The following is a 19039-nucleotide window of genomic DNA, read 5'->3' as shown; positions in this document are numbered from 1 at the left end:
TCCGGCATGCACGATCAGGAGAGGTCGCCCATGTTGAAGTACGTCCTGGACATCATGGATCTGCTGGATGATCCGGACGCCGACGGCAAGCGTGCCGTCGCGTACCTCGACTCGGCCGCGGGTCCCGGTGGGTCGGGCGCCGAGGTCACCACCGTCAGCGGCGAGCGCGGTTCCACGGACTTCGTGCTCGTCCGGATCCCGGGCCGCTCGGGCCGTGCGGCAGGCGGATCGGCCCGCACGCTCGGCGTCGTGGGCAGGCTCGGCGGAGTCGGCGCACGTCCGGAGATCGCGGGTCTGGTGTCCGACGCGGACGGCGCCGTGGCCGCCCTGTCGGCGGCGGCCAAGCTGCTGGACATGCGCCGCCGCGGCGACGTGCTGGAGGGTGACGTCGTGGTCGCCACCCACATCTGCCCCGACGCGCCCACCGCGCCGCACGACCCGGTTCCGTTCATGGACTCGCCGGTCGACATCGCCACCATGAACCGGCACGAGGTGACCGACGAGATGGACGCCGTGCTGTCCATCGACACCACCAAGGGCAACCGGATCATCAATCACAAGGGCCTCGCCCTGTCGCCCACCGTCAAGGAGGGCTGGGTGCTGCGGGTCAGCGAGCAGCTCGGCGAACTGCTCGCCGTGGTGACCGGTGAGCCGTTGGTCACATATCCCGTGACGAATCAGGACATCACGCCCTACGGTAACGGTGTACACCACATCAATTCGATCCTGCAGCCGGCCACCGCGACCTCCGCCCCGGTCGTCGGCCTCGCGGTCACCTCGGCCGCGGCGGTCCCCGGCTGTCAGACGGGCGCGAGCCACGAGACCGACATCGCGGCCGCCGCCCGGTTCGCCGTCGAGACCGCGAAGGCCTTCGGCGGCGGCCGACTCGACTTCCACGATGTGGCGGAGTTCGACAACCTCGTCAACCGGTACGGCTCGCTGGCGCACCTGCAGACCTTCGGCCACGCATCCAGGGAGTCGTGATGACAGCCCCCTCCGTCGCCGAAACCGGCGGCAAGCAGATCGGCAGCGACGACTACGCGCTGTCCCGCGTCCCGCGCGAAAGGCGCCTCGGCTTCTGGACGATGCTGCTCCAGTGGCTTGCCCAGTCCGGCTCGATCTCCCAGTTCACACTGGGCGCCACCATCGGCGTCGGCATGACCTTCGGGGACGCGTTCCTCGCGTTCACGCTCGGCGCTGTCGTACTCGAGGTCGTCATCTTCGCGATCGGCCTCGCGGGGATGCGCGAGGGCCTAGCCACCCCGCTCCTGACCCGCTGGGTGGGATTCGGGCGTAACGGCTCCGCGCTGGTCAGCTTCGTGATCGCGGTCAGCCTCGTCGGCTGGTTCGGCGTCCAGAACTCGATCTTCGGCGACAGTGTGTCCGCCCTGGTGGGCGGACCCTCGTGGCTGTGGTGCGTGGTCGCCGGTGTGGCCATCACCGCCCTGGTCATCTTCGGCTTCAAGTACATGGCGATCTTCGCCAAGATCGTGACGCCGCTGTTCTTCGCCATGGTCGCCTGGTCCGTCACCAACGCCCTCATGGACCACTCCGTCGCGGATCTCGTCAGCTCGCCCCCGCCCGGTGAGACCATCCCGCTCGCCGTCGCCGCCACGGCCATCGCGGGCGGCTTCATGACCGGCGCGATCGTCGCCCCGGAGATGACCCGCTACAACAAGAAGGGCTCGCACGTCTTCGTGCAGAGCGCCTCGTCGATGATCCTCTCCGAGTACATCGTCGGCATGACGGGCGTGCTGCTCGGCCACATGGTCAAGAGCAGCGAGGTCTCGCACATCGTGCTCTCCACCTCGGGCGCCTTCGGTGTCCTGGTCGTCCTGATGTCGACGGCGAAGATCAACGACTGGAACCTGTACGGCTCTTCCCTCGGCGTCGTCAACTTCTTCCAGGTCGTCTTCGGCAAGCGTCTGCACCGCGGGGTCGTCACCATCATGCTCGGCCTGGCCGGCACGCTGCTCTCGGCGGTCGGCATCATGACCCACTTCACCGAGTTCCTGTCGGTGCTCGGCGTGGCCATCCCGCCCATCGGCGGCATCATCGTCGCCGAGTACTGGGTGGTGCGGCGGATGAGCAAGCCGCTCGGCGACACCCGCGGGGCCCAGACACTGCCCACCACCTCACCGGCCTGGGTACCGATGTCACTGGTGATCTGGGCGGCCGCCTTCTGCGTCGGCAAGTTCTACGACGGCGGCATACCCGCCCTGAACTCGCTGATCACCGCGTTCGTCCTGTACTCCGTGCTCGGTCTGCTCGGCTGGATCAGGACGTACGGCACCACCACCCTGGACGACGCGGCCACACCCACCCCAGCCGCCCGCACGTCCCAGACGGTAGGAGCAGCATGAGCACCCCCGAGACTCCCGGCACTCCCGGCACTCCCGGAACCCCTGGCACCCCCGGCACCGGCGTGGGTGTTGCCACCCCGGCATCCGACGAGGCACAGACCGAGGTCATCGGTCTCTGCGCGGAGCTGATCCGCTTCGACACCTCGAACCCCACCAGCGACGAACAGGCCTGTGCCGACTGGGTGGTGGCGCGCCTCTCCGAGGCGGGCATCGAATCGACGCTCGTCGAGAGCGCGCCGGGACGGGCCAACGTCGTCGCCCGCATCCCTGGCAAGGACTCCACCAGGGGCGCTCTCCTCGTCCACGGCCACCTCGACGTCGTACCGGCCGACACCGCCGAATGGCAGGTGCCGCCCTTCTCCGGCGAGATCCGCGACGGATACCTGTGGGGCCGAGGCGCCATCGACATGAAGGACACGGTGGCCGTGATGCTTGCCACCGCACGCCACTTCGCGCGCACCGGCGCCCGCCCGGCCCGCGAGATCGTGCTCGCCTTCCTCGCCGACGAAGAGGCGGGCGGCAAGTTCGGCGCGCACTGGCTGGTCGAGCACCGCCCCGAGCTGTTCGAGGGCGTCACCGAGGCGATCGGCGAGGGCGGCGGCTTCAGCTACGCGCTCGACGACACGCGGCGCCTCTACCCGATCGAGAACGCCCAGCGCGGCATGGCCTGGATGGAACTCACGGCGAACGGCCGTGCCGGCCACGGATCCTCGCCCAACGACGAGAACGCGGTCACCGACCTGGCCGAATCACTGACCCGCATCGGCCGGCACACCCACCCGGTACGGCTGATCGAACCGGTCCGCGCCCTGCTCGCCAAGGCGGCAGAACTCCAGGGGGTGGACATCGACTTCGAGACCCTCGACACCCTGGACCAGGAATCGCTGGACAAGGAGCTGGCCAAGCTGGGCCATGTCGCCGACTTCATGCAGGTGGTGCTCCGCAATTCGGCGAACCCCACCATGTTCACGGCCGGTTACCAGACGAACGTCATCCCCGGAAAGGCGACGGCCCGTGTGGACGGCCGCTTTCTGCCCGGCCACGAGCAGGAACTCATCGACACCATCGACGCGTTGCTGCTGCCCTCCGTCTCCCGCGAGTGGGTCAACCACGACATCGCCATGGAGACCTCCTTCGACGGCCCGCTCGTCGACGCCATGTGCGAGGCAGTACGCGCGGAGGACCCGGACGGCCACCCGGTGCCGTACTGCAACCCGGGAGGCACCGACGCGAAGGCGTTCACCAAGCTGGACATCCGCTGCTTCGGCTTCAAGGGCCTGAAGCTGCCGCACGATCTGGACTACGGCCGACTCTTCCACGGCGTCGACGAGCGGGTTCCGCTGGAGGGGCTGCGGTTCGGGGTGCGGGTGATGACCCGCCTCTGGCAGAGCTGCTGACGGACCCTGGCTCACTCCATGGAATGTGCCCCGCCGGATCTCCGGCGGGGCATTCTGTGTGTTGGAAGGCCGACACATCATCTGCCACAAGGACATCGTGGACACAGAGTGCCCCGGCCAGATCCCTCCCTACATCGACCAGGGGTACTTCGACTGAAACCTTCAGAGCCCGCGCCCTGCGTCTCTGCAGACGCGCGATGATTCCTGACCAGCTGACCATGGACATGCAGCGCAGCGTCCAGGCGCCTAGGGCCTATCTGGCGGATCATGTGACCGTCGTGGATTCGGGTCGTTGGCATGAGCATGGGGCGGGGAGATTTAACGCATGCGGAGTGGGCCCGGGTGAAGCCGCATCTGCCGAAGTCCGGGAAGCGGGGCGGCCGTTGGGCCAGCCACCGCAGGGTCACCAACGGGATCCTGTACCGACTGCGCACTGGGGTGCCATGGCGGGATCTACCCGCGAGTTTCGGTCCGTGGAAGACGGTGTACGAACGGCACAGACGTTGGTCGGCGGACGGCACCTGGGACGGGATCTTCGCGGCCGTCCTGGCCGACGCCGACGCGGAGGGCCGGATCGACTGGTCGATGGTGAGCGTCGATTCGACCTCCTGCCGGGCCCATCAGCACGCCGCCGGGGCTCGTAGGAAACCGCCACGAGTGCCGGGAAAAGACGCACGCCCCGGCAGCATCGCCCCGACGAGGGACTCGGACGCTCCCGGGGCGGCCTGACCTGCAAGATCCACCTCGCCGGTGAGGGTGGACGCCGCCCCCTGGCCCTGCTGATCACTCCGGGCCAGTGGGGCGACGCTCCGCAACTCATTCCGGTCATGGAACGCATCCGTGTTGGCCGCCTCGGTGGCGGACACCCCGCGCACGCGGCCCGACCACCTCGGCGGCGACAAGGCGTATTCCTCCCGCCGCAACCGCCGCTGCCTGCGACGACGCCAGATCAAGCACACCATCCCAGAACCGAAGAACCAGCGGGCCAACCGCCAACGAAGGGGCAGCAAGGGCGGCCGACCCGCAGGCTTCGACAAGACGATCTACAAGCGAAGGAACGAAGTCGAGCGGACGATCAACGCGTTGAAGAACTCCCGGGCCGTGGCCACGAGGTTCGACAAGCGCGGCTACATCTTCCACGGCACCGTCACCGTCGCCTCGATCCGACTCTGGCTCGGCCCGTGATCGCCGCCGGATCTAATCGCCGGTCGTGCCGTCGAGCATCTCGCGCAGGATGTCCAGGTGGCCGTTGTGGCGGGCCGTCTCCTCGGTGAGGTGGAGGAGGATCCAGCGCAGGTCGACGTGGAGGCCGTTGCGGACGGCTCGCTGGGCCTGCTTGTCCAAGCCGTTCCCGGCGACCAGTTCGCGGTAGCGGGCGCTCTGTTCAGCGTATTCGTCGAGCAACTGCGTGAGCGGGAAGTCGACGGCGATACGCATCTCGCGGTCGGGGTCCTCCTCGGTCCAGGGGCCCCGGTCTTCCTCGCCGAGGAAGACCACTTGGAACCAGTAGTACTCGACCCAGCGGAGGTGGTTGACCACTCCGCTCATGGTCATCAGCGGTGAGCCCGGCAGGAGCGCCTTGCGTGCGTTCTCCGCAGAGACGCCATCGCACTTGGCGCGGGCGGTGTCACGTGCGTAGTCGAGAAACGTGGTGAGCTGGGTGCGCTCGTCCCACGCAGGCGGCGTGTCATCGATTCTGGTCATCGCGCGAAGCGTCCCCGATCACCGCGCCCGATGTCGAGGTATTTATCGACGGACCCAACCTGCTCCACCCAGCTCCTAGTCCGGCGGGGCGCTACAGCGATTCGGCGCCGGTGGACCGCCCCGCATGATCCGCCGGACAGGCCCTAGCCTCGGCTGCGTGCCTCGCCATTCCAAGAAACCCCGCCAACTGGTCGCCGACGGGCGCGTGTACATGTGGACGCTGCGCCACAGTCATCAAAAGGACCACGCCGGTCGGTCAGTGGACTGCCGCCAGACCCTCACCCTGTCGCCGCAGCCGTCCGGCACCGGCGGGCCGCTGCGGATTGTCTTCGCCGAAGGGCCCGGCCGGTATGTCCCGGGAGGGGCCCCGTTCGGCTCCGGGGACGTGGGCTTCGTTCAAGGCGCGGACCTGAACCTGCACGAGCCGGGTGCCGTCCGCGCGCTGCTCGACGTGGCGGTGAGCCGTGGGTGGCGACCGGGGGAGCGGGGGGCGGTGGAGGTCGACGGCTGGCACCTGCTGGAGGCGGCAGCCGCTGCGCGAGCCGGGGACGGCCCCGCGGGCCCGTAGGGGGCGGCTCCGCACCTCACCGTCAGCGAGCCCGTGGATCGTGGTGACGGTGGTGTTACGTCCGAGACATCCGAGACATCCGAGACGTCCGAGGCATCCACGCTGGTCGGCGACCAGCCATTCGCTGCTCACGAGCGGATCAGCCCCCCGGCCCACCCGTCGTTGCCTTCAGTCCGCGGCCATGGACGGGATTGATCCGCCGGCCTCTGCGCGCCCATGGCACGCGAGCGGATTGACCTCAACTTCCCTTGAGGTTGCAGGATCGAACCCGTACGACGAGCCGTGGACAGCTGTGGCCGTCGCAAGGTGAGGAGTTGTCGTGGGTAACACACACAGTGCCCTGGTCATCGGAGCGACTGGAAACCAGCGCGGCGCCACCGCACGAGAGTTGCTCTCTGGTGGCTGGGACGTACGGGCTCTGGTCCGCGACCCGGACAAGCCTGCGGCCCGGGAGTTGGCGGAACGGGGAGCGAGACTCGTCCGGGGCGACATGGACGACGAAGCGTCGCTGCGTGGTGCGATGACCGGCGTCCACGGCGTATTTGGTGTGCAGGCACTGGCTCACGAACCGGCCACCCTGGCCGCCGAGGTCCGGCAGGGCAAGGCGGTGGCGGACGCCGCCGAAGCGGCGGGGATCGAGCACTTCGTGTACAGCTCCGTGGGAGGCGCCGAACGCGACACGGGGATCGGCCACTTCGAGAGCAAGGCAGAGATCGAGCGGCACATCTTGGCGCTCGATCTGCCCGCCACCGTGCTGCGGCCGGTGTTTTTCATGAACAACCTGCTGCACTACGCCGACGCGGCAGGCGAACGCCTGATATCGCTCCCTGCCAAGCCGGACAAGCCCATCCAGCTGATCGCCGGCGACGACATCGGGTTCTTCGCCGCGGCCGTCTTCGACGACCCGCACCAGTACATCGGCCGCCAGATCGAGCTGGCCGGCGACGAGATCACTTTCCCCGAGGTGGCGGCGGTCTACGAGCGGGTCACCGGCATGCCCACGCGCTTCGAAGCTCTGCCGATCGAGGAGCGCATGTTCGAGTGGTTCGCGGAGAAGGGCTACGAGGCGGACATTCCAGCCCTGCGGCGCATCCATCCCGCCCTCATGTCGTTCGAGCACTTCCTCACCCGACGGCTGCGGACAACCGTCTCCTGATCCCGTGCGCGGCCGCACCCAATAGACGCGACCTTCGATGACGCCTGGCCCTGGGGCCTGGCGTTCGTTTGGGGGGGGTGATCAGGTCAGGCCGACGGATGGTCGCGCAGGCGCTTCTCAGCGGCCTTTGCACGGGTCGTCGTCCGCGGGCATCGGCTGGGTGTCGGCCGCCAGACAGGAGGAGTACACGCGCGAGGGCGTGGGCCGCGGCTCGGGTTCCCGCGTGGTGCCCACGGCGACAATCGCCCCGGCAGCGGCGAGGGATACCCCTGCGGTCGCGGCGAGCCGGGTACCGAGGCTCACCGATCGTCACCGAAGTGGGCGCGGAGCTCGTCGCGGCAGTCGCCCTCGGCGTCGACCTGGATTCGAGAGAAGGCGAGCACTCCGTCTTCCTTGCCTTCCTGCTTCGCCTTGGCCACGTGCTTCTCGATATCCGCGATGTACTGGCCACACTCGGCGCTGACGGACTGCTCGGGCTGTTCGGGCTGCGAGTCCCGTGCCGAGGAGGAGTTCAGTCCTGCGGTGGCGACGAGGCCGGCCGCGCACAGCACTGCCCACGCGGCAACCCGCGTGCGGCTCATCGATATCGGCTTGGGCATCCCGGCATCCTACGAGCATCGGCTTCCGTTTCCCCTCGACCGCGCGCCGAAGACGACGCGATCAGCATCAGTCAGTTGCCGATGAGGGAGCGCAGCACAGGGATGCTGGCCCCGCCGCCCACCAGCCCCGCAAGGACCGATCCAGCGGCGGAGTTGTCGCTGAGCAAGGTCAGGCCGCCGACGACGAGTCCGATGACGACGGCCGTGAGCAGCACCAGCGCGGTGTGGAGCGTCAGGAACGGGCCCGGCTCGCCGGGTGGCGTGGGGGTGGACGAACTCACTGTTTCTCCTGGGGGAGTTGAGCCTGTGATGCTGCCGCTATATGTCCTGCCAGTACTGGATCCCCACGCGCTTGATTCGCGCGCGGCGACTTCGAGAACTTCCGTGGGGTGAACCAGCGGTCCGCACCTACGACGGCACGTGCAAGAACGACCCGAAGGGAAGGCGATGCAGGGGAACGACGCGCAGGACGCTGCGCGCGCTCGGCGCCCGGCGCCTTCAGCGGGCCTGCCCATGGGCGAGGACAGCAGGGGTGGTGGGGACAGCAAGGACGGCCACGAGCGCCGGGCTGCCGACGAGCAACTGCTCAAGTACCTGGCCAGGGACGGATTCGAGGGAAGGGCCTACGAACGTTTCCAGAACGAGCTCGTGCGCTACGCCCTCTCGGTCCTGTGCGCATGGCTGCACTCCGGACACGTGTTTCACCTGTCCGCTCGTCATGGGATCGGCCTCCGACCTACGGAGGCGGAAAGGGAGGATCTGCGCCGCGACAGCGATCTGCGTGAGGAACTGGCCGGCCTGATCGTGGCCCGCGCGTTGCCCGGCTTCCGGCAGAACGCGCTGATCGAAGGAGGCTGGACCTACGACGGTGGGGCCAGCGTCACCACGTACTTCATGGGTGCCTGCCTGGTGGCCTTCCCGAACGAGTTCCGGGCATATCGAGCCGGCGAGGAGCGTCATCGCCGTGCCGTACTGCGTCAACAGACCGTGCAGCTCCCGGACCTCGCTGCCCCGAGTGCGGAGGACGAGGCACTCGGCATCCGCCACGTGCAGGACCACCTCAAGGGCATTCGCAACTCACGCACCCGTACGGCAGTGGCCGCGCTCGTGGTGGCCGGGTACACGCAATCGGAGATCCAGGAACTACTGGACGCCCCCTCGGTCCGAGCCATCGAGGGGATCCTGCACCGATGGCGGAACATGACCAAACGCAGTGAGGGGGATCGGCGCCATGGATGAGAACGAAGTCTTCGAAGCACTCCTCGATCAGTCCTCTCTGGGAACCGCGGGAGCGCACCTGCTGCGGCAGCGCCCTTCTGCCGCCCGCGTTGCGGCGACGATCGAACTCGGAGACGAGCGAAAGACCCGCACCGGGACCCGAGAGCGGACCGGAAGTGCGCAGCCGCCCCGTGCCCGGCACCACGGTGCCGCCGAAGGTGGCCCCGCTGTACGCGCTGCCGCCGTTCTCACCGAGGACGGTCCGTCGAACCCCCCGCCCGCGAGTCCCTCGACCAGCGCCACGTCCCTTGAGGAGCTCTGGAAGTCGTACAAGGCTACGGGCGACGAGCGGCTGCGGGAGCAGCTGATCCTGCACTACTCACCGCTCGTGAGGTACGTCGCGGGCCGGGTCAGTGTGGGCCTTCCGCCAGACGTCGAACAAGCGGACTTCGTGTCGTCCGGCGTGTTCGGACTCATCGACGCCATCGAGAAGTTCGACATCGACCACGAGACCAAGTTCGAGGCGTACGCCGTCACGCGGATCCGTGGCGCGATGATCGACGAACTTCGTGCCCTCGACCGGATCCCACGTTCAGTCCGCCAGAAGGCGCGCAACGTCGAACGCGCCTACGTCACCCTCGAAGTTCGACTCCGCCGCACCCCCTCCGAAGTCGAAGTAGCTGGGGAGACGGGGATGGATCTGGAAGAACTCCACTCGGTCTTCAGCCAGTTGTCCCTCGCCAATGTCGTCGGGATCGAAGAACTCCTGCAGGCCGGCGAAGGTGGCGACCGGATCAGCCTCATGGACACTCTCAAGGACGCCGTCGCCGAGAATCCGGTCGAGAACGCCGAGGACCGCGAACTGCGCCGGGTCCTCGCCAGAGCCATCAACACCTTGCCGGAACGCGAGAAGACCGTCGTCACCCTCTACTACTACGAAGGACTCACCCTCGCCGAGATCGGAGACGTACTCGGCGTCACCGAGAGTCGCGTCAGTCAGATCCACACCAAGGCCGTGCTCCAGCTCCGGGCGAAGCTGACGGTCCACGGAGGCTGACGTGCCGCGGCCCCCGGGGCTGCGCCGGCGCCGATGGCGGGACCTCCGGGTTGCACACGTAAATGAGGTTCCTACGCGTGGGCAGGAGGTGCCTGCGCGGCAGATTGCCGAGCACGGTCGTGCCAGTCACGCCGTCGATCCCCCTGTACGAGGAAACAACGGTAGGCAGCCGCTGATCCATCCACAACCGGCCGGCGTCGCCGTGACCGACAGCGCGGCCCGCTACGTCGGCTGGAACGCGATCACCATCCTGCGGGCCGCGCCAGACCCACAGGGCGTCATGCGGGTGTATTTCTTCAACCCGAACAACGACAGCGGCCAGGACTGGGGCGACAGCGTCGTCGTCTCCACCGCGGGCAACGGCGAGCGATTCGGCGAGGCCTCACTGCCGTTCGACCAGTTCGCGTCGCGGCTGTACATCTTCCACTCCGACCCGCTCGAGTACGGCGAACCGGAGCGGGTGCCCGCCGAAGACGTCACGGGGATCATCGGCTACATCGAGCGCAGCTGGGGCGACGATCGGCTACCCGCGGGAACACTGCAAGCCCTGGAACATCCCATGAGCCGGTGAGCCCAGGACGCGATCGTGTCAACGGTCGTGCGGAACTCTCGCGCCGTGGGCGGCGGCAGGAGAACGCTCAATCCGTGTTCATCAGGCCGACGAACATGGTGCGGTGGAGCACTTCGACGTGGCGGCGGCTCACCTCGCCCGCCTCGGCTGCGTCCTTGCGGCGCAGGGCGTCGATGAGTCGGCGGTGTTCCGTGTTGGATTCTCGCAGGGCTTCCATCGGGTAGGGCAGGTAGTAGCGGTAGAGCTCGCGAAGGACGGCGCCGTAGGGGGCGGTGAGCGAGGGGATGCCTGTCGCCTGGGCCAGGCGCAGGTGGAAGCGTTCGTCGCAGCCGTGGAACTCCGCCCAGCTCGGCACCTGGTCCATCTCCTCGACCAGGTCCTGCAGTTCGGACAGGTCGTCCTGGTCGGCGTGGCCCGATGCGAGATGTGCGATGCCGCATTCCAGGGCGAGCCGGTGGTCGATCAGCCGGTGGACGGCAGCCGTGTCGGAGCGGTACGCCTCCGCGGCGACCACGGCGCCGCGCTTCGGGTGGTCGGCGACGTGGGTGCCGCCGTTGCGGCCCCTGCGGCGCTCGAGTACGCCGTCCGCGCACAGGGAGACCAGGGCCCGGCGGACGGTGATCTCGCCGACCTCCAGGCCGGCCGCGATCTGGGCCGTGCCGGGAAGCCGCTCGCCTGGGGCGAGCAGCCCGAGGTCCACGGCCAGGGCGATCCTGGCGCGTACGGCCTCCAGGGCGGACAGCCTGCTCACGCCGTTCAGGGCGGCAAAAGGGAGCGTGCCGGTGTCGTCGGTGCGGGCCATGACGATCACCCTAACGGCCTGTCACGGGAGAGGGCGGTGGATCGTCCACGGAACCGCCGTCCGGGAGAGGGCGGTGGATCATCCACGGAACGGCCCGCTCATGGAACTCGCGGATCCCTTGTTTAACTGCTCATCTTGATCTAATTTCTTGTCCATGTCCCGAGCCCTTCCGCTTGCCCTCGCGCAGCTCCCGCCACGCCCAGCAAAAGACCACTTCAGCGGCTTCGCAGCTGAAGTGGAAGGGATCCGCTCACGCTTTCCGCATACCCGTATGACGGTCTTCCCCGAGCTGCACCTCTGCGCCGTCGACGGCGTCGGCCCGGAGACACACGAGGAGCTCCGCGAGATCGCCGAGCCGCTGGACGGCCCCCGCGTCAAGGCCCTGGCGGAGCTCGCCGGAGACCTGGGCATGTGGCTGCTCCCCGGTACGGTCTGCGAACGCGGCCCCCAGGGGCAGCTGTACAACACCGCCGTCGTCCTGTCGCCCGAGGGCCGCCTGGCAGCGTCGTACCGCAAGGTCTTTCCCTGGCGCCCCAGCGAGCCCTACGACCCGGGAGACCGGTTCGTGATCCTCGACATCCCCGGTACGGGACGGATCGGACTCGCGATCTGCTACGACGCCTGGTTCCCCGAAGTCGCCCGCCACCTCGCCTGGATGGGCGCCGAGGTCATCGTCAACCCGGTGATGACCACCACCGCTGACCGGGCCCAGGAAACCGTCCTGGCCCGCGCCAACGCCATCGTCAACCAGGTGCACGTGGTCAGCGTCAACACCGCCGGCCCCGTGGGCCGCGGACACAGCCTCGTCGTCGACCCCGAAGGCCGGATCCGGGCCGAAGCGGCGGGCGACGGCAGCACCATCCTGACCGACGTGCTCGACCTGGACGACGTGACACGCGTCCGGACATACGGCACAGCAGGCGTGACCCGCATGTGGGATCAGTTCACCGACGACGACGCCCCCATCGAGCTACCGCTCTACGGCGGGCGCATCGACCCGCGGACGTGGCGTCCGCACGGCCACCCACCGACGACCTGACTGTGTCCCCTCGCCACACCCCCCTGCCGAGCCCGGAGCACCCCATGTCCCACGGCAACGACGCCGCGCCCGCACTCGCCCGTACCCTCGGGCTCAGATCCGTCGTCCTGTTCGGCCTCGCCTACATGACGCCGATGATCGTCCTCGGCACCTTCGGCGTGGTCGCCACCACGACCGGCGGCGCCGTGCCGACGGCCTACCTTCTCGCACTGCTCGCCATGCTGTTCACCGCGCAGAGCTACGGACGCATGGCCGCCACCCACCCGGTGGCGGGCTCCTCCTACACCTACGTACGCAAGGCCCTCGACCCGCGCCTGGGCTTCCTCGTCGGCTGGGTCACCCTGCTCGACTACTTCTTCCTGCCGATGGTCATCTGGCTCATCGGCGGCTCCTACCTCCAGGCACAGTTCCCCGGCGTCCCGTTCTGGGTCTGGATCGTCGGATTCATCGCCGTCACCACAGCCCTGAACGTCCGCGGCATCAAGACCGCGGAGCGGGTCAACGACCTCCTGATGGCCTTTCAGGTGCTGGTCATCGCCCTGTTCGTGGCCCTGTCCCTGCGGCACGTCTTCGACCTCGGCGGCGCGGGCACCCTCGCGAGCTCCACGCCGTTCGGCAACAGCGCCACCACACTGACGGGTATCTCGGCCGGGGCGGCCATCGCCGCGTACTCCTTCCTCGGCTTCGACGCCGTCACCACCCTCACGGAAGAGACGATCGACCCGAAGCGCACCATGCCGCGCGCGATTCTGCTCATCGCCCTGATCGGCGGCGCCATCTTCGTCACGGTCGCCTACGCCACCCAACTCGCCCACCCCGGCGACCGCTTCGACGACGAGGGATCAGCCGCCTTCGAGATCGCCGGAACCATCGGCGGCGACCTCTTCTCCGCTGTCTTCCTCGCCGGACTCGTCGTGGCCCAGTTCGCCTCCGGCATCGCAGCCCAGGCCAGCGCATCCCGCCTGCTGTTCGCCATGGGCCGCGACGGCGCCCTGCCCCGCCGATTCTTCGCCCGCGTGCACCCCCGCTACCGCACCCCCGCCCTCAACATCCTGCTGACCGGCGCGATCGGACTCATCGCCCTGAGCCTGGACGTCGCCACATCGACCTCGTTCATCAACTTCGGCGCGTTCGTGGCCTTCACCTTCGTCAACATCGCCGTCATCGCCACTTACCTCCGCATGCGCCGTGAAGGCGACCGACCGAACCCGCTGACCTACCTCATCGCGCCCACGGTCGGCGCGGCCGTGGACCTCTACCTGCTGTACAACCTGGACGGCGCAGCCCTCACCCTCGGACTCATCTGGTTGGGCCTGGGGATCATCTATCTCGCCTACCTCACCCGTATGTTCCGCGACCCGCCGCCTGGTATGGCGTTCAACAAGGCATGATCGCGGCGGCAAAGGGGGGCTGCCGGAGGTCAGGCCGCCCTGAGAGGATGGCGCGGACCAACACACGAATTCGGGGGTAGAGCATGCTCGTGCTCATATTGTCGGTAATCGTTCTGCTCGTCATCGGCGGCTGTGTCTGCGTCTTTTGGACGGCTCGGGGCGACGCTCCCCGCTGGGCACGTGGTGTGGCCAAGGCGACGCTGATCGGCAGCGATCTGGCCCGCAGCGCCGGCCGGAATTCCCGCCCTCAGCAGAGGAGTGGGGGCGAGTAGGCGCCGATCGGCTTCTGCCCCGTGGAACTTCGTCGTGCAGGTCAGCGAGAAGGTGAGCGCGAGCGCACCTGGGGCAGGTCCGGGCCGCAGCCAGATCGAGCCGTCGGCGAACCGGCCTTTGCGGCTGGGGGAGCCGAAGCCAAGGCGGAGAAAGCCGAAGCCGGCTGAGCAAGTCGCGTCGCAGCAAACCCTGTTGCGTCATCGCGGCCGCAGACCCGACTGTGTATCTACGGCTGCACGCCTTAGCCTGAGCGGTCGTCGACCTATCGCAAAGGACCTCATGCCAGCGGTTGTTGTTGTCGGTGCGGGAATCGTCGGCTCCTCAGTGACCTACCACCTGGCCCGTCGGGGCGTCCCGGTCACCCTGATCGAGCAAGGACCTGCACCGGCCATGGGGGTCACCGCAGACTCCTTCGCCTGGATCGGCAATGCGGGAGGCAACTGGCCCGGCGGAGCTCAAGACCTTCGCGAACACATCCTGGCGGACTACCGACGCCTGGAGGACGAACTGCCCCAGGTCACCGTCCGCCGGACCGGCTCGCTGTCCTGGGCCGACACACCGGCGCTGGACTTACGGCCGGGGCCAGGCCAATTCCGTATCGGACGAGGCGACATCGCGGCCCTGGAGCCCAACCTCCGGCACCCACCCGGCCGGGCCATCCACACCCCGAGCGATGCAGGCGTCGACCCGACGGCCCTGGCCCACGCACTCGTCGCTGCCGCCAAGGCCCACGGAGCGACGGTGCTCCACGACACGGCGGTCACCTCCTTGCACGTGACGCATGGACGCGTCGAAGGAGTGCTGACATCGACCGGGCTCCACGCTGCCGAAACCGTCGTACTCACGGCCGGAACCAACGTCCCCCAGCTCTGCGAGCCACTAGCGGCCGACCTGGCCATTGCCGCCTCTCCGGCGACCCTCGCGAGGGTCACAGCACCGCCTGGTCTGGTCAACACCATCGTGGCCAGCGCTGATTTCGAGGTCCGAGAGGTACGGGACGGCGACCTTTTGCTGGTCGTTCCGCACGTCGAAGGCACGACAGCAGCGCGTGAGCAGGCGGCTCAGGACGCGCTCCAGCACCTGAAGGAGGCCTTCCAAGGAAGCGACCAGTGCCGCCTGCTGGGCTACCGCACCGCCAGACGCCCGATGCCCGCGCACGGACCCGTCATTGGATACGCGCCATACGATCGATCCGTCTACGTCGCCGTCATGCACTCCGCCATCACCCTGGCGCCCACCGTCGGACGGCTCATCGCGGACGAACTCGTGACCGCCAGGCCAGCCCCCGAACTGCGGCGTTGCCGCCCACGAGCCGACTGACGTCACTTCTCGACGGTATTGACTGGAGTCAGGGCCGCAAAAAGCCTCGGTGTCCGAGTTGGCCATGCGATCCGGCCGACCGTGCGCCGGGCTCTGCCGAGGAGAGCTCGGAGCGGGACGGCGGGACGGCGGGACAGTGGGTCGGCACCGGGGTGCCGACCCACTGTCCCGCTCCACGTCCTCTGCGTCAGTCGGGCAGCCGCTGCACCATGGTGTTGCTGAACACGAAGCGATAGCCGGCCTCGACCAGGGCCCGGTCGGCCGCAGACTCGCCCTGGCTCAGCGCATGGATGGCGATCTTGCTGACGTCAGGGCGCAACGGGGAGGCTAGCGAGGTGCCGCGAGTACGTCCCGGAGTACGTTCTCGAGCGTGACGCGGGCCAGCTCGTGTCTCAGGGTCTCCTCGATGCCCTCGTAGATGCCCTGCATCGCCGGCTGGATGCCGTGACCCACCACGCATCCCTGGTCCGGGGTGGTGCGGTGCATTGCGAACAGCGGGCCGGGTTCCACTGCCTCGTACACGTCGAGCAGGGTCATCGACTCCAGCTCGCGTGCCAGCGACCAGCCCGCGCCCACGCCCCGCCGGGACTGCACGAGCCCGGCTCTGCGCAGCTCGCCGAGCAGCCGCCTGATCACCACGGGGTTGGTGTTCGCGCTGGTCGCGATCTGCTCGGAGGTGGCGACTTCATGGCCTTGGCGCTGGTAGAGGCCGATCCAGGCCAGCGCGTGGGCGGCGATGGTCAACCTGCTGTTGGCGCTCATGAACCCTCCTCTCGGACGCAACGCTCTATGTTACGACAGCGCAGTCGTAACAGGTATGGTTGCAACAAGGAGTCGTAACAATTAACGTTGCGACTACCGCGAAGGGTCAATCAACGAGGTGAGAAGAATGAGTAAGCCGCTCACGGGCAAGGTCGCGCTGGTCACCGGGGGGTCGCGCGGACTGGGAGCCGCGACCGTACGGCTGCTTTCCGAGCAGGGCGCCGACGTCGCCTTCACCTATGTCAGCTCCGAGAAGCAGGCGCAGGCTGTCGTCGACGACGTGCGACTTAAGGGAGCGAAGGCAGTCGCCTTCAAGTCCGACCAGGCGGACACGAGTCGGGCGCCGGCGCTGATAGACGACGTGGTCGCGCACTTCGGCGGCCTGGACATCCTCGTCAACAACGCGGCGATCTCGGTGGAGCAGGGCCGCACGGTGGACGACCCTGACGCCGACACCGCCGCACTGGACCGGATGCACGCCACCAACTACCTCGGCGTGATCGCCGTCATCCGGGCCGCCTCCCGAGTGCTGCGCACGGGTGGCCGCATCATCACGGTGAGTTCCGGACTGGGCTCCCGGGTCGGCGTCCCGGGCGTTGCCGACTACTCGGCGACCAAGTCAGGCATCGAGAGGTACACCATGGGGGTCGCACGGGACCTCGGGCCCCGCGACATCACGGCCAACGTCGTGGAAGCCGGGCTGATGGACAGCGGCATGCAACCGCCGGACCCCGACACCCTCAAGGCCCTGGTAAGCTCGCTGTCCCTGCAACGCATGGGTCGCCCTGAAGAAATCGCCGCGGCGATCGCCTTCCTGGCGAGCCCCGCCGCGTCGTACGTCACGGGTGCTGTGCTGGACGCCCACGGTGGCTACAACGCCTGAACGGGAGCCCGCAGCTGTGTCGAGCCCGCGGGTTGGCGACGAAGCCTCGGGGGCCTCGGACGCCGAGGCGTACTGATCGGACGGGAAATCGTTGTCGGGCTCGCCGACGAACTGCTGGCCGGCGGTGTGGGGCGGTCCGGCGTGGGGACACTGCGGCACAGCAGAGGTTGCCGCCTACGCCGAGCGCACGGCTGTCCCCACGCTCCCCACGCGGGTCTTGCGGCCAGGGCCAGGCGACGCCGACCGGTAGGGCGCGGGTGCACGCGATGTGAGTGTCCCGCGCGCGGTCGGCACCGGTTCCGGAGGTAGGCCGTCCGGGGGGAGGGCTATCGCATGCTCGGCGCCATAGACCTCAGTGACGGTTCGTAGCGTTTGCCGGTCGCGCCTTGTGCCTTCTGGCGCACGACCTGCGACCTTCCCCGCCTCTAGCCTCGCCGCAGTCGTCTGACAACGAGCCAATCGAGGGGCGGGTTCTGTGAACTGGCTGATCCATGACTACCGCGAGAGCGATCTCGCCGCGGTGGTCCACCTGATCGACACCACGGCCGAGCTCGGCCAGGAGTCGGTCTTCTCCCTGGCGGAGTGCATCAGCGCCCTGACCTCACGCCAGCCCGGCGTCGTCGCCGTCCACCAGGGTGTGCCCATCGGGGCGGCGCTCGCCTGTGTGGCCGGGGAGCGGGCCTGGGTGATGCGGATCGCGATCGCCCCGGCCTGGCGGGGGCGTGGCCTTGCCAGCGCACTCCTGGTCGAGCTCGAGCGGCGCCTGGTCGCCGCGCGGGTCGGGCGGATCGCGTATGTCTTGCCCGAGGAGGACCTGTTCGGCGAGGGGCTCCACAACGCGGGCTACACGCGCCAGCCAGCCGTCGCCTACTTCGAGAAGGTCGAGCCGCTGCACGGGCCCGCCGCCACTCTTCTCGATGACCTGGGCGGCCGGCTGCTGCCCGGGGACCTGTGGGCCAAGGTCGCCGGGATGGAACGTGAGAAGGACCTGATCGAACGCCGCGTCGTGCTTCCGCTCGCCGCCCCGGAGCGCGCCGCACGGCACGGTGTGCGCCCACCGCGGGCGGTGGGCCTGTTCGGTCCGCCCGGTACGGGCAAGACGACGTTCGCGCGCGCGATCGCCTCACGGCTCGGCTGGCCGTTCGTCGAGATCCTGCCCTCCCGGCTGGCCGACGGGGGCAATCTGGCGGCGGCGCTGCGCTCCGCGTTCGCATCGATCGCCGAGCTGGAACGGGTCCTGGTCTTCATCGACGAGGTCGAGGAGATCGCCCCGGTCCGCCAGGAACCGGCGCAGCCCGGCCAGATGCACGGGGTGACCAACGAACTGCTCAAGCTCATCCCGGGATTCCGGGAGCGCGACGAGCGGCTCCTGGTCTGTGCGACGAACTCGATCCGCTCCCTCGATCCGGCATTCCTGCGCCCCGGCCGCTTCGACTACCTCATCCCGATCGGTACGCCGGACACGGCGGCCCGCGCGGCGATCTGGGCGCGTTACACCGACGGCAGGCCGGACGTGAACCTCGAGGAACTGGTGACAGCGAGCGACCTGTTCACGCCCGCTGACATCGAGCACGCCGCTCGGATCGCCGCCCAGAACTCCTTCGAGCGCGATCTGGAGGCCGTCGGGCAGCTGGCCGTCGAGGAGCCGATGCCGGGCGCGAGCACGGCGGACTACCTGAAGGCGATCGACCAGTGCCGTCCTACGGTGACGCCCCAGATGATCAACCAGTTCGAGTCGGACATCACCACGCACGCCCGATTCTGACCAGGCGCCGGGTGAGGCGAGAACCTTGTGGGGTGTGTGACCAGGGCCGCCGACATCGACGACGAAGGGATCGCGAAGAGCAGTGAACGGACTGCCCCGGTCGCGGGCACCTCTCTCGGAGAGCTACCTCAGTAGCTGCTGGACCAGAGGAGGACGCAGCTGTGCTTGCTT

At 68.4% G+C, this 19039-nt stretch carries 20 protein-coding genes and 1 pseudogene; 14 read left to right on the top strand and 7 right to left on the bottom strand.

Annotated elements, in window-relative coordinates:
- Positions 1 to 30 precede the first annotated feature (30 nt).
- The 4 genes and pseudogenes from AC5P1C_RS25810 to AC5P1C_RS25795 all read left to right on the top strand — a co-directional run bounded on the left by AC5P1C_RS25810 (position 31) and on the right by AC5P1C_RS25795 (position 4945).
- A complete protein-coding gene (locus AC5P1C_RS25810; RefSeq protein WP_493868303.1) occupies positions 31 to 984 on the top strand; it encodes a DUF1177 domain-containing protein in 954 nt (317 codons plus the stop codon).
- A complete protein-coding gene (locus AC5P1C_RS25805; protein ID WP_493868302.1) occupies positions 984 to 2363 on the top strand; it encodes a cytosine permease in 1380 nt (459 codons plus the stop codon). Before AC5P1C_RS25810 ends, AC5P1C_RS25805 begins: the two co-directional genes overlap by 1 nt.
- Positions 2360 to 3760 carry a M20/M25/M40 family metallo-hydrolase gene (locus tag AC5P1C_RS25800; protein WP_493868301.1) on the top strand — a complete coding sequence of 467 codons (1401 nt, stop codon included), beginning with the start codon at positions 2360 to 2362 and terminating at the stop codon, positions 3758 to 3760. Before AC5P1C_RS25805 ends, AC5P1C_RS25800 begins: the two co-directional genes overlap by 4 nt.
- A gap of 303 nt (positions 3761 to 4063) precedes the next feature.
- Positions 4064 to 4945: pseudogene (locus tag AC5P1C_RS25795) on the top strand (IS5 family transposase).
- 12 nt (positions 4946 to 4957) lie between these two features.
- On the opposite strand, the gene AC5P1C_RS25790 reads toward AC5P1C_RS25795, so the two are convergent.
- Positions 4958 to 5464, bottom strand: coding sequence for a DinB family protein (locus AC5P1C_RS25790; protein ID WP_493868300.1), 507 nt, complete (start codon positions 5462 to 5464; stop codon positions 4958 to 4960).
- A gap of 157 nt (positions 5465 to 5621) precedes the next feature.
- On the opposite strand from AC5P1C_RS25790, the gene AC5P1C_RS25785 reads away from it, so the two are divergent.
- Together AC5P1C_RS25785 and AC5P1C_RS25780 are read left to right on the top strand one after the other, a co-directional pair.
- Complete coding sequence (locus AC5P1C_RS25785) at positions 5622 to 6032, top strand: hypothetical protein (protein WP_493868299.1); 411 nt, start codon at positions 5622 to 5624, stop codon at positions 6030 to 6032.
- Between the two features lie 319 nt (positions 6033 to 6351).
- Positions 6352 to 7188, top strand: coding sequence for an NmrA/HSCARG family protein (locus AC5P1C_RS25780; RefSeq protein WP_493868298.1), 837 nt, complete (start codon positions 6352 to 6354; stop codon positions 7186 to 7188).
- A 117-nt stretch (positions 7189 to 7305) separates the two neighbouring features.
- On the opposite strand, the gene AC5P1C_RS25775 is transcribed toward AC5P1C_RS25780, so the two are convergent.
- From AC5P1C_RS25775 to AC5P1C_RS25765, 3 genes are all read right to left on the bottom strand, one after another.
- On the bottom strand, positions 7306 to 7491 hold the full coding sequence (locus AC5P1C_RS25775; RefSeq protein ID WP_493868297.1) for a hypothetical protein: 186 nt from the start codon (positions 7489 to 7491) through the stop codon (positions 7306 to 7308).
- Positions 7488 to 7787, bottom strand: coding sequence for a hypothetical protein (locus tag AC5P1C_RS25770; protein ID WP_493868296.1), 300 nt, complete (start codon positions 7785 to 7787; stop codon positions 7488 to 7490). Before AC5P1C_RS25770 ends, AC5P1C_RS25775 begins: the two co-directional genes overlap by 4 nt.
- Before the next feature lie 71 nt (positions 7788 to 7858).
- A complete protein-coding gene (locus AC5P1C_RS25765) occupies positions 7859 to 8068 on the bottom strand; it encodes a hypothetical protein (protein WP_493868295.1) in 210 nt (69 codons plus the stop codon).
- A 166-nt stretch (positions 8069 to 8234) separates the two neighbouring features.
- Here AC5P1C_RS25765 and AC5P1C_RS25760 point away from each other — a divergent pair, with 166 nt between their 5' ends.
- The 3 genes from AC5P1C_RS25760 to AC5P1C_RS25750 all read left to right on the top strand — a co-directional run bounded on the left by AC5P1C_RS25760 (position 8235) and on the right by AC5P1C_RS25750 (position 10633).
- A complete protein-coding gene (locus tag AC5P1C_RS25760; RefSeq protein WP_493868294.1) occupies positions 8235 to 9026 on the top strand; it encodes a hypothetical protein in 792 nt (263 codons plus the stop codon).
- Complete coding sequence (gene whiG / locus AC5P1C_RS25755; protein ID WP_493868293.1) at positions 9019 to 10062, top strand: RNA polymerase sigma factor WhiG; 1044 nt, start codon at positions 9019 to 9021, stop codon at positions 10060 to 10062. The genes AC5P1C_RS25760 and whiG overlap by 8 nt, the downstream gene beginning before the upstream one ends.
- A gap of 88 nt (positions 10063 to 10150) precedes the next feature.
- Positions 10151 to 10633, top strand: a complete 483-nt coding sequence (locus AC5P1C_RS25750) for a hypothetical protein (RefSeq protein ID WP_493868292.1) — start codon at positions 10151 to 10153, stop codon at positions 10631 to 10633.
- A gap of 67 nt (positions 10634 to 10700) precedes the next feature.
- Here the strand turns inward: AC5P1C_RS25750 and AC5P1C_RS25745 are convergent, their stop codons facing one another.
- Positions 10701 to 11435 carry a FadR/GntR family transcriptional regulator gene (locus AC5P1C_RS25745; RefSeq protein ID WP_493868291.1) on the bottom strand — a complete coding sequence of 245 codons (735 nt, stop codon included), beginning with the start codon at positions 11433 to 11435 and terminating at the stop codon, positions 10701 to 10703.
- Between the two features lie 154 nt (positions 11436 to 11589).
- On the opposite strand from AC5P1C_RS25745, the gene AC5P1C_RS25740 reads away from it, so the two are divergent.
- The 3 genes from AC5P1C_RS25740 (at position 11590) to AC5P1C_RS25730 (ending at position 15458) form a co-directional block, all read left to right on the top strand.
- Positions 11590 to 12474 (top strand): carbon-nitrogen hydrolase family protein, encoded by an 885-nt coding sequence (locus AC5P1C_RS25740; protein WP_493868290.1) that lies wholly within the window; start codon positions 11590 to 11592, stop codon positions 12472 to 12474.
- A gap of 44 nt (positions 12475 to 12518) precedes the next feature.
- Positions 12519 to 13865: an APC family permease gene (locus AC5P1C_RS25735; protein ID WP_493868289.1), complete on the top strand. Its 1347-nt coding sequence runs from the start codon at positions 12519 to 12521 to the stop codon at positions 13863 to 13865.
- Positions 13866 to 14417: 552 nt separating this feature from the next.
- Positions 14418 to 15458: an NAD(P)/FAD-dependent oxidoreductase gene (locus AC5P1C_RS25730; RefSeq protein ID WP_493868288.1), complete on the top strand. Its 1041-nt coding sequence runs from the start codon at positions 14418 to 14420 to the stop codon at positions 15456 to 15458.
- A 187-nt stretch (positions 15459 to 15645) separates the two neighbouring features.
- On the opposite strand, the gene AC5P1C_RS25725 is transcribed toward AC5P1C_RS25730, so the two are convergent.
- Together AC5P1C_RS25725 and AC5P1C_RS25720 are read right to left on the bottom strand one after the other, a co-directional pair.
- Positions 15646 to 15777 (bottom strand): hypothetical protein, encoded by a 132-nt coding sequence (locus AC5P1C_RS25725; RefSeq protein ID WP_493868287.1) that lies wholly within the window; start codon positions 15775 to 15777, stop codon positions 15646 to 15648.
- 8 nt (positions 15778 to 15785) lie between these two features.
- The gene (locus tag AC5P1C_RS25720; RefSeq protein WP_493868286.1) at positions 15786 to 16220 is read right to left on the bottom strand and encodes an Rrf2 family transcriptional regulator; all 435 of its coding nucleotides are present in this window, start codon (positions 16218 to 16220) and stop codon (positions 15786 to 15788) included.
- Between the two features lie 127 nt (positions 16221 to 16347).
- On the opposite strand from AC5P1C_RS25720, the gene AC5P1C_RS25715 reads away from it, so the two are divergent.
- Complete coding sequence (locus AC5P1C_RS25715) at positions 16348 to 17103, top strand: SDR family NAD(P)-dependent oxidoreductase (protein WP_493868285.1); 756 nt, start codon at positions 16348 to 16350, stop codon at positions 17101 to 17103.
- Positions 17104 to 17578: 475 nt separating this feature from the next.
- Positions 17579 to 18868: an ATP-binding protein gene (locus AC5P1C_RS25710; protein ID WP_493868284.1), complete on the top strand. Its 1290-nt coding sequence runs from the start codon at positions 17579 to 17581 to the stop codon at positions 18866 to 18868.
- Positions 18869 to 19039: the final 171 nt, after the last annotated feature.

It is taken from the genome of Streptomyces sp. A18 (assembly GCF_059026065.1).
This window is presented reverse-complemented; position numbering and strand designations above follow the sequence as displayed.

What these genes read in the sequence shown, in the direction of transcription:
- AC5P1C_RS25810 (WP_493868303.1), top strand. Translation starts at nt 31, where the DNA reads ATGTTGAAGTACGTCCTGGACATCATGGATCTGCTGGATGATCCGGAC.
- AC5P1C_RS25805 (WP_493868302.1), top strand. Translation starts at nt 984, where the DNA reads ATGACAGCCCCCTCCGTCGCCGAAACCGGCGGCAAGCAGATCGGCAGC.
- AC5P1C_RS25800 (WP_493868301.1), top strand. Translation starts at nt 2,360, where the DNA reads ATGAGCACCCCCGAGACTCCCGGCACTCCCGGCACTCCCGGAACCCCT.
- AC5P1C_RS25790 (WP_493868300.1), bottom strand. Translation starts at nt 5,464, where the DNA reads ATGACCAGAATCGATGACACGCCGCCTGCGTGGGACGAGCGCACCCAG.
- AC5P1C_RS25770 (WP_493868296.1), bottom strand. Translation starts at nt 7,787, where the DNA reads ATGCCCAAGCCGATATCGATGAGCCGCACGCGGGTTGCCGCGTGGGCA.
- AC5P1C_RS25760 (WP_493868294.1), top strand. Translation starts at nt 8,235, where the DNA reads ATGCAGGGGAACGACGCGCAGGACGCTGCGCGCGCTCGGCGCCCGGCG.
- whiG (WP_493868293.1), top strand. Translation starts at nt 9,019, where the DNA reads ATGGATGAGAACGAAGTCTTCGAAGCACTCCTCGATCAGTCCTCTCTG.
- AC5P1C_RS25745 (WP_493868291.1), bottom strand. Translation starts at nt 11,435, where the DNA reads ATGGCCCGCACCGACGACACCGGCACGCTCCCTTTTGCCGCCCTGAAC.
- AC5P1C_RS25740 (WP_493868290.1), top strand. Translation starts at nt 11,590, where the DNA reads ATGTCCCGAGCCCTTCCGCTTGCCCTCGCGCAGCTCCCGCCACGCCCA.
- AC5P1C_RS25735 (WP_493868289.1), top strand. Translation starts at nt 12,519, where the DNA reads ATGTCCCACGGCAACGACGCCGCGCCCGCACTCGCCCGTACCCTCGGG.
- AC5P1C_RS25730 (WP_493868288.1), top strand. Translation starts at nt 14,418, where the DNA reads ATGCCAGCGGTTGTTGTTGTCGGTGCGGGAATCGTCGGCTCCTCAGTG.
- AC5P1C_RS25720 (WP_493868286.1), bottom strand. Translation starts at nt 16,220, where the DNA reads ATGAGCGCCAACAGCAGGTTGACCATCGCCGCCCACGCGCTGGCCTGG.
- AC5P1C_RS25715 (WP_493868285.1), top strand. Translation starts at nt 16,348, where the DNA reads ATGAGTAAGCCGCTCACGGGCAAGGTCGCGCTGGTCACCGGGGGGTCG.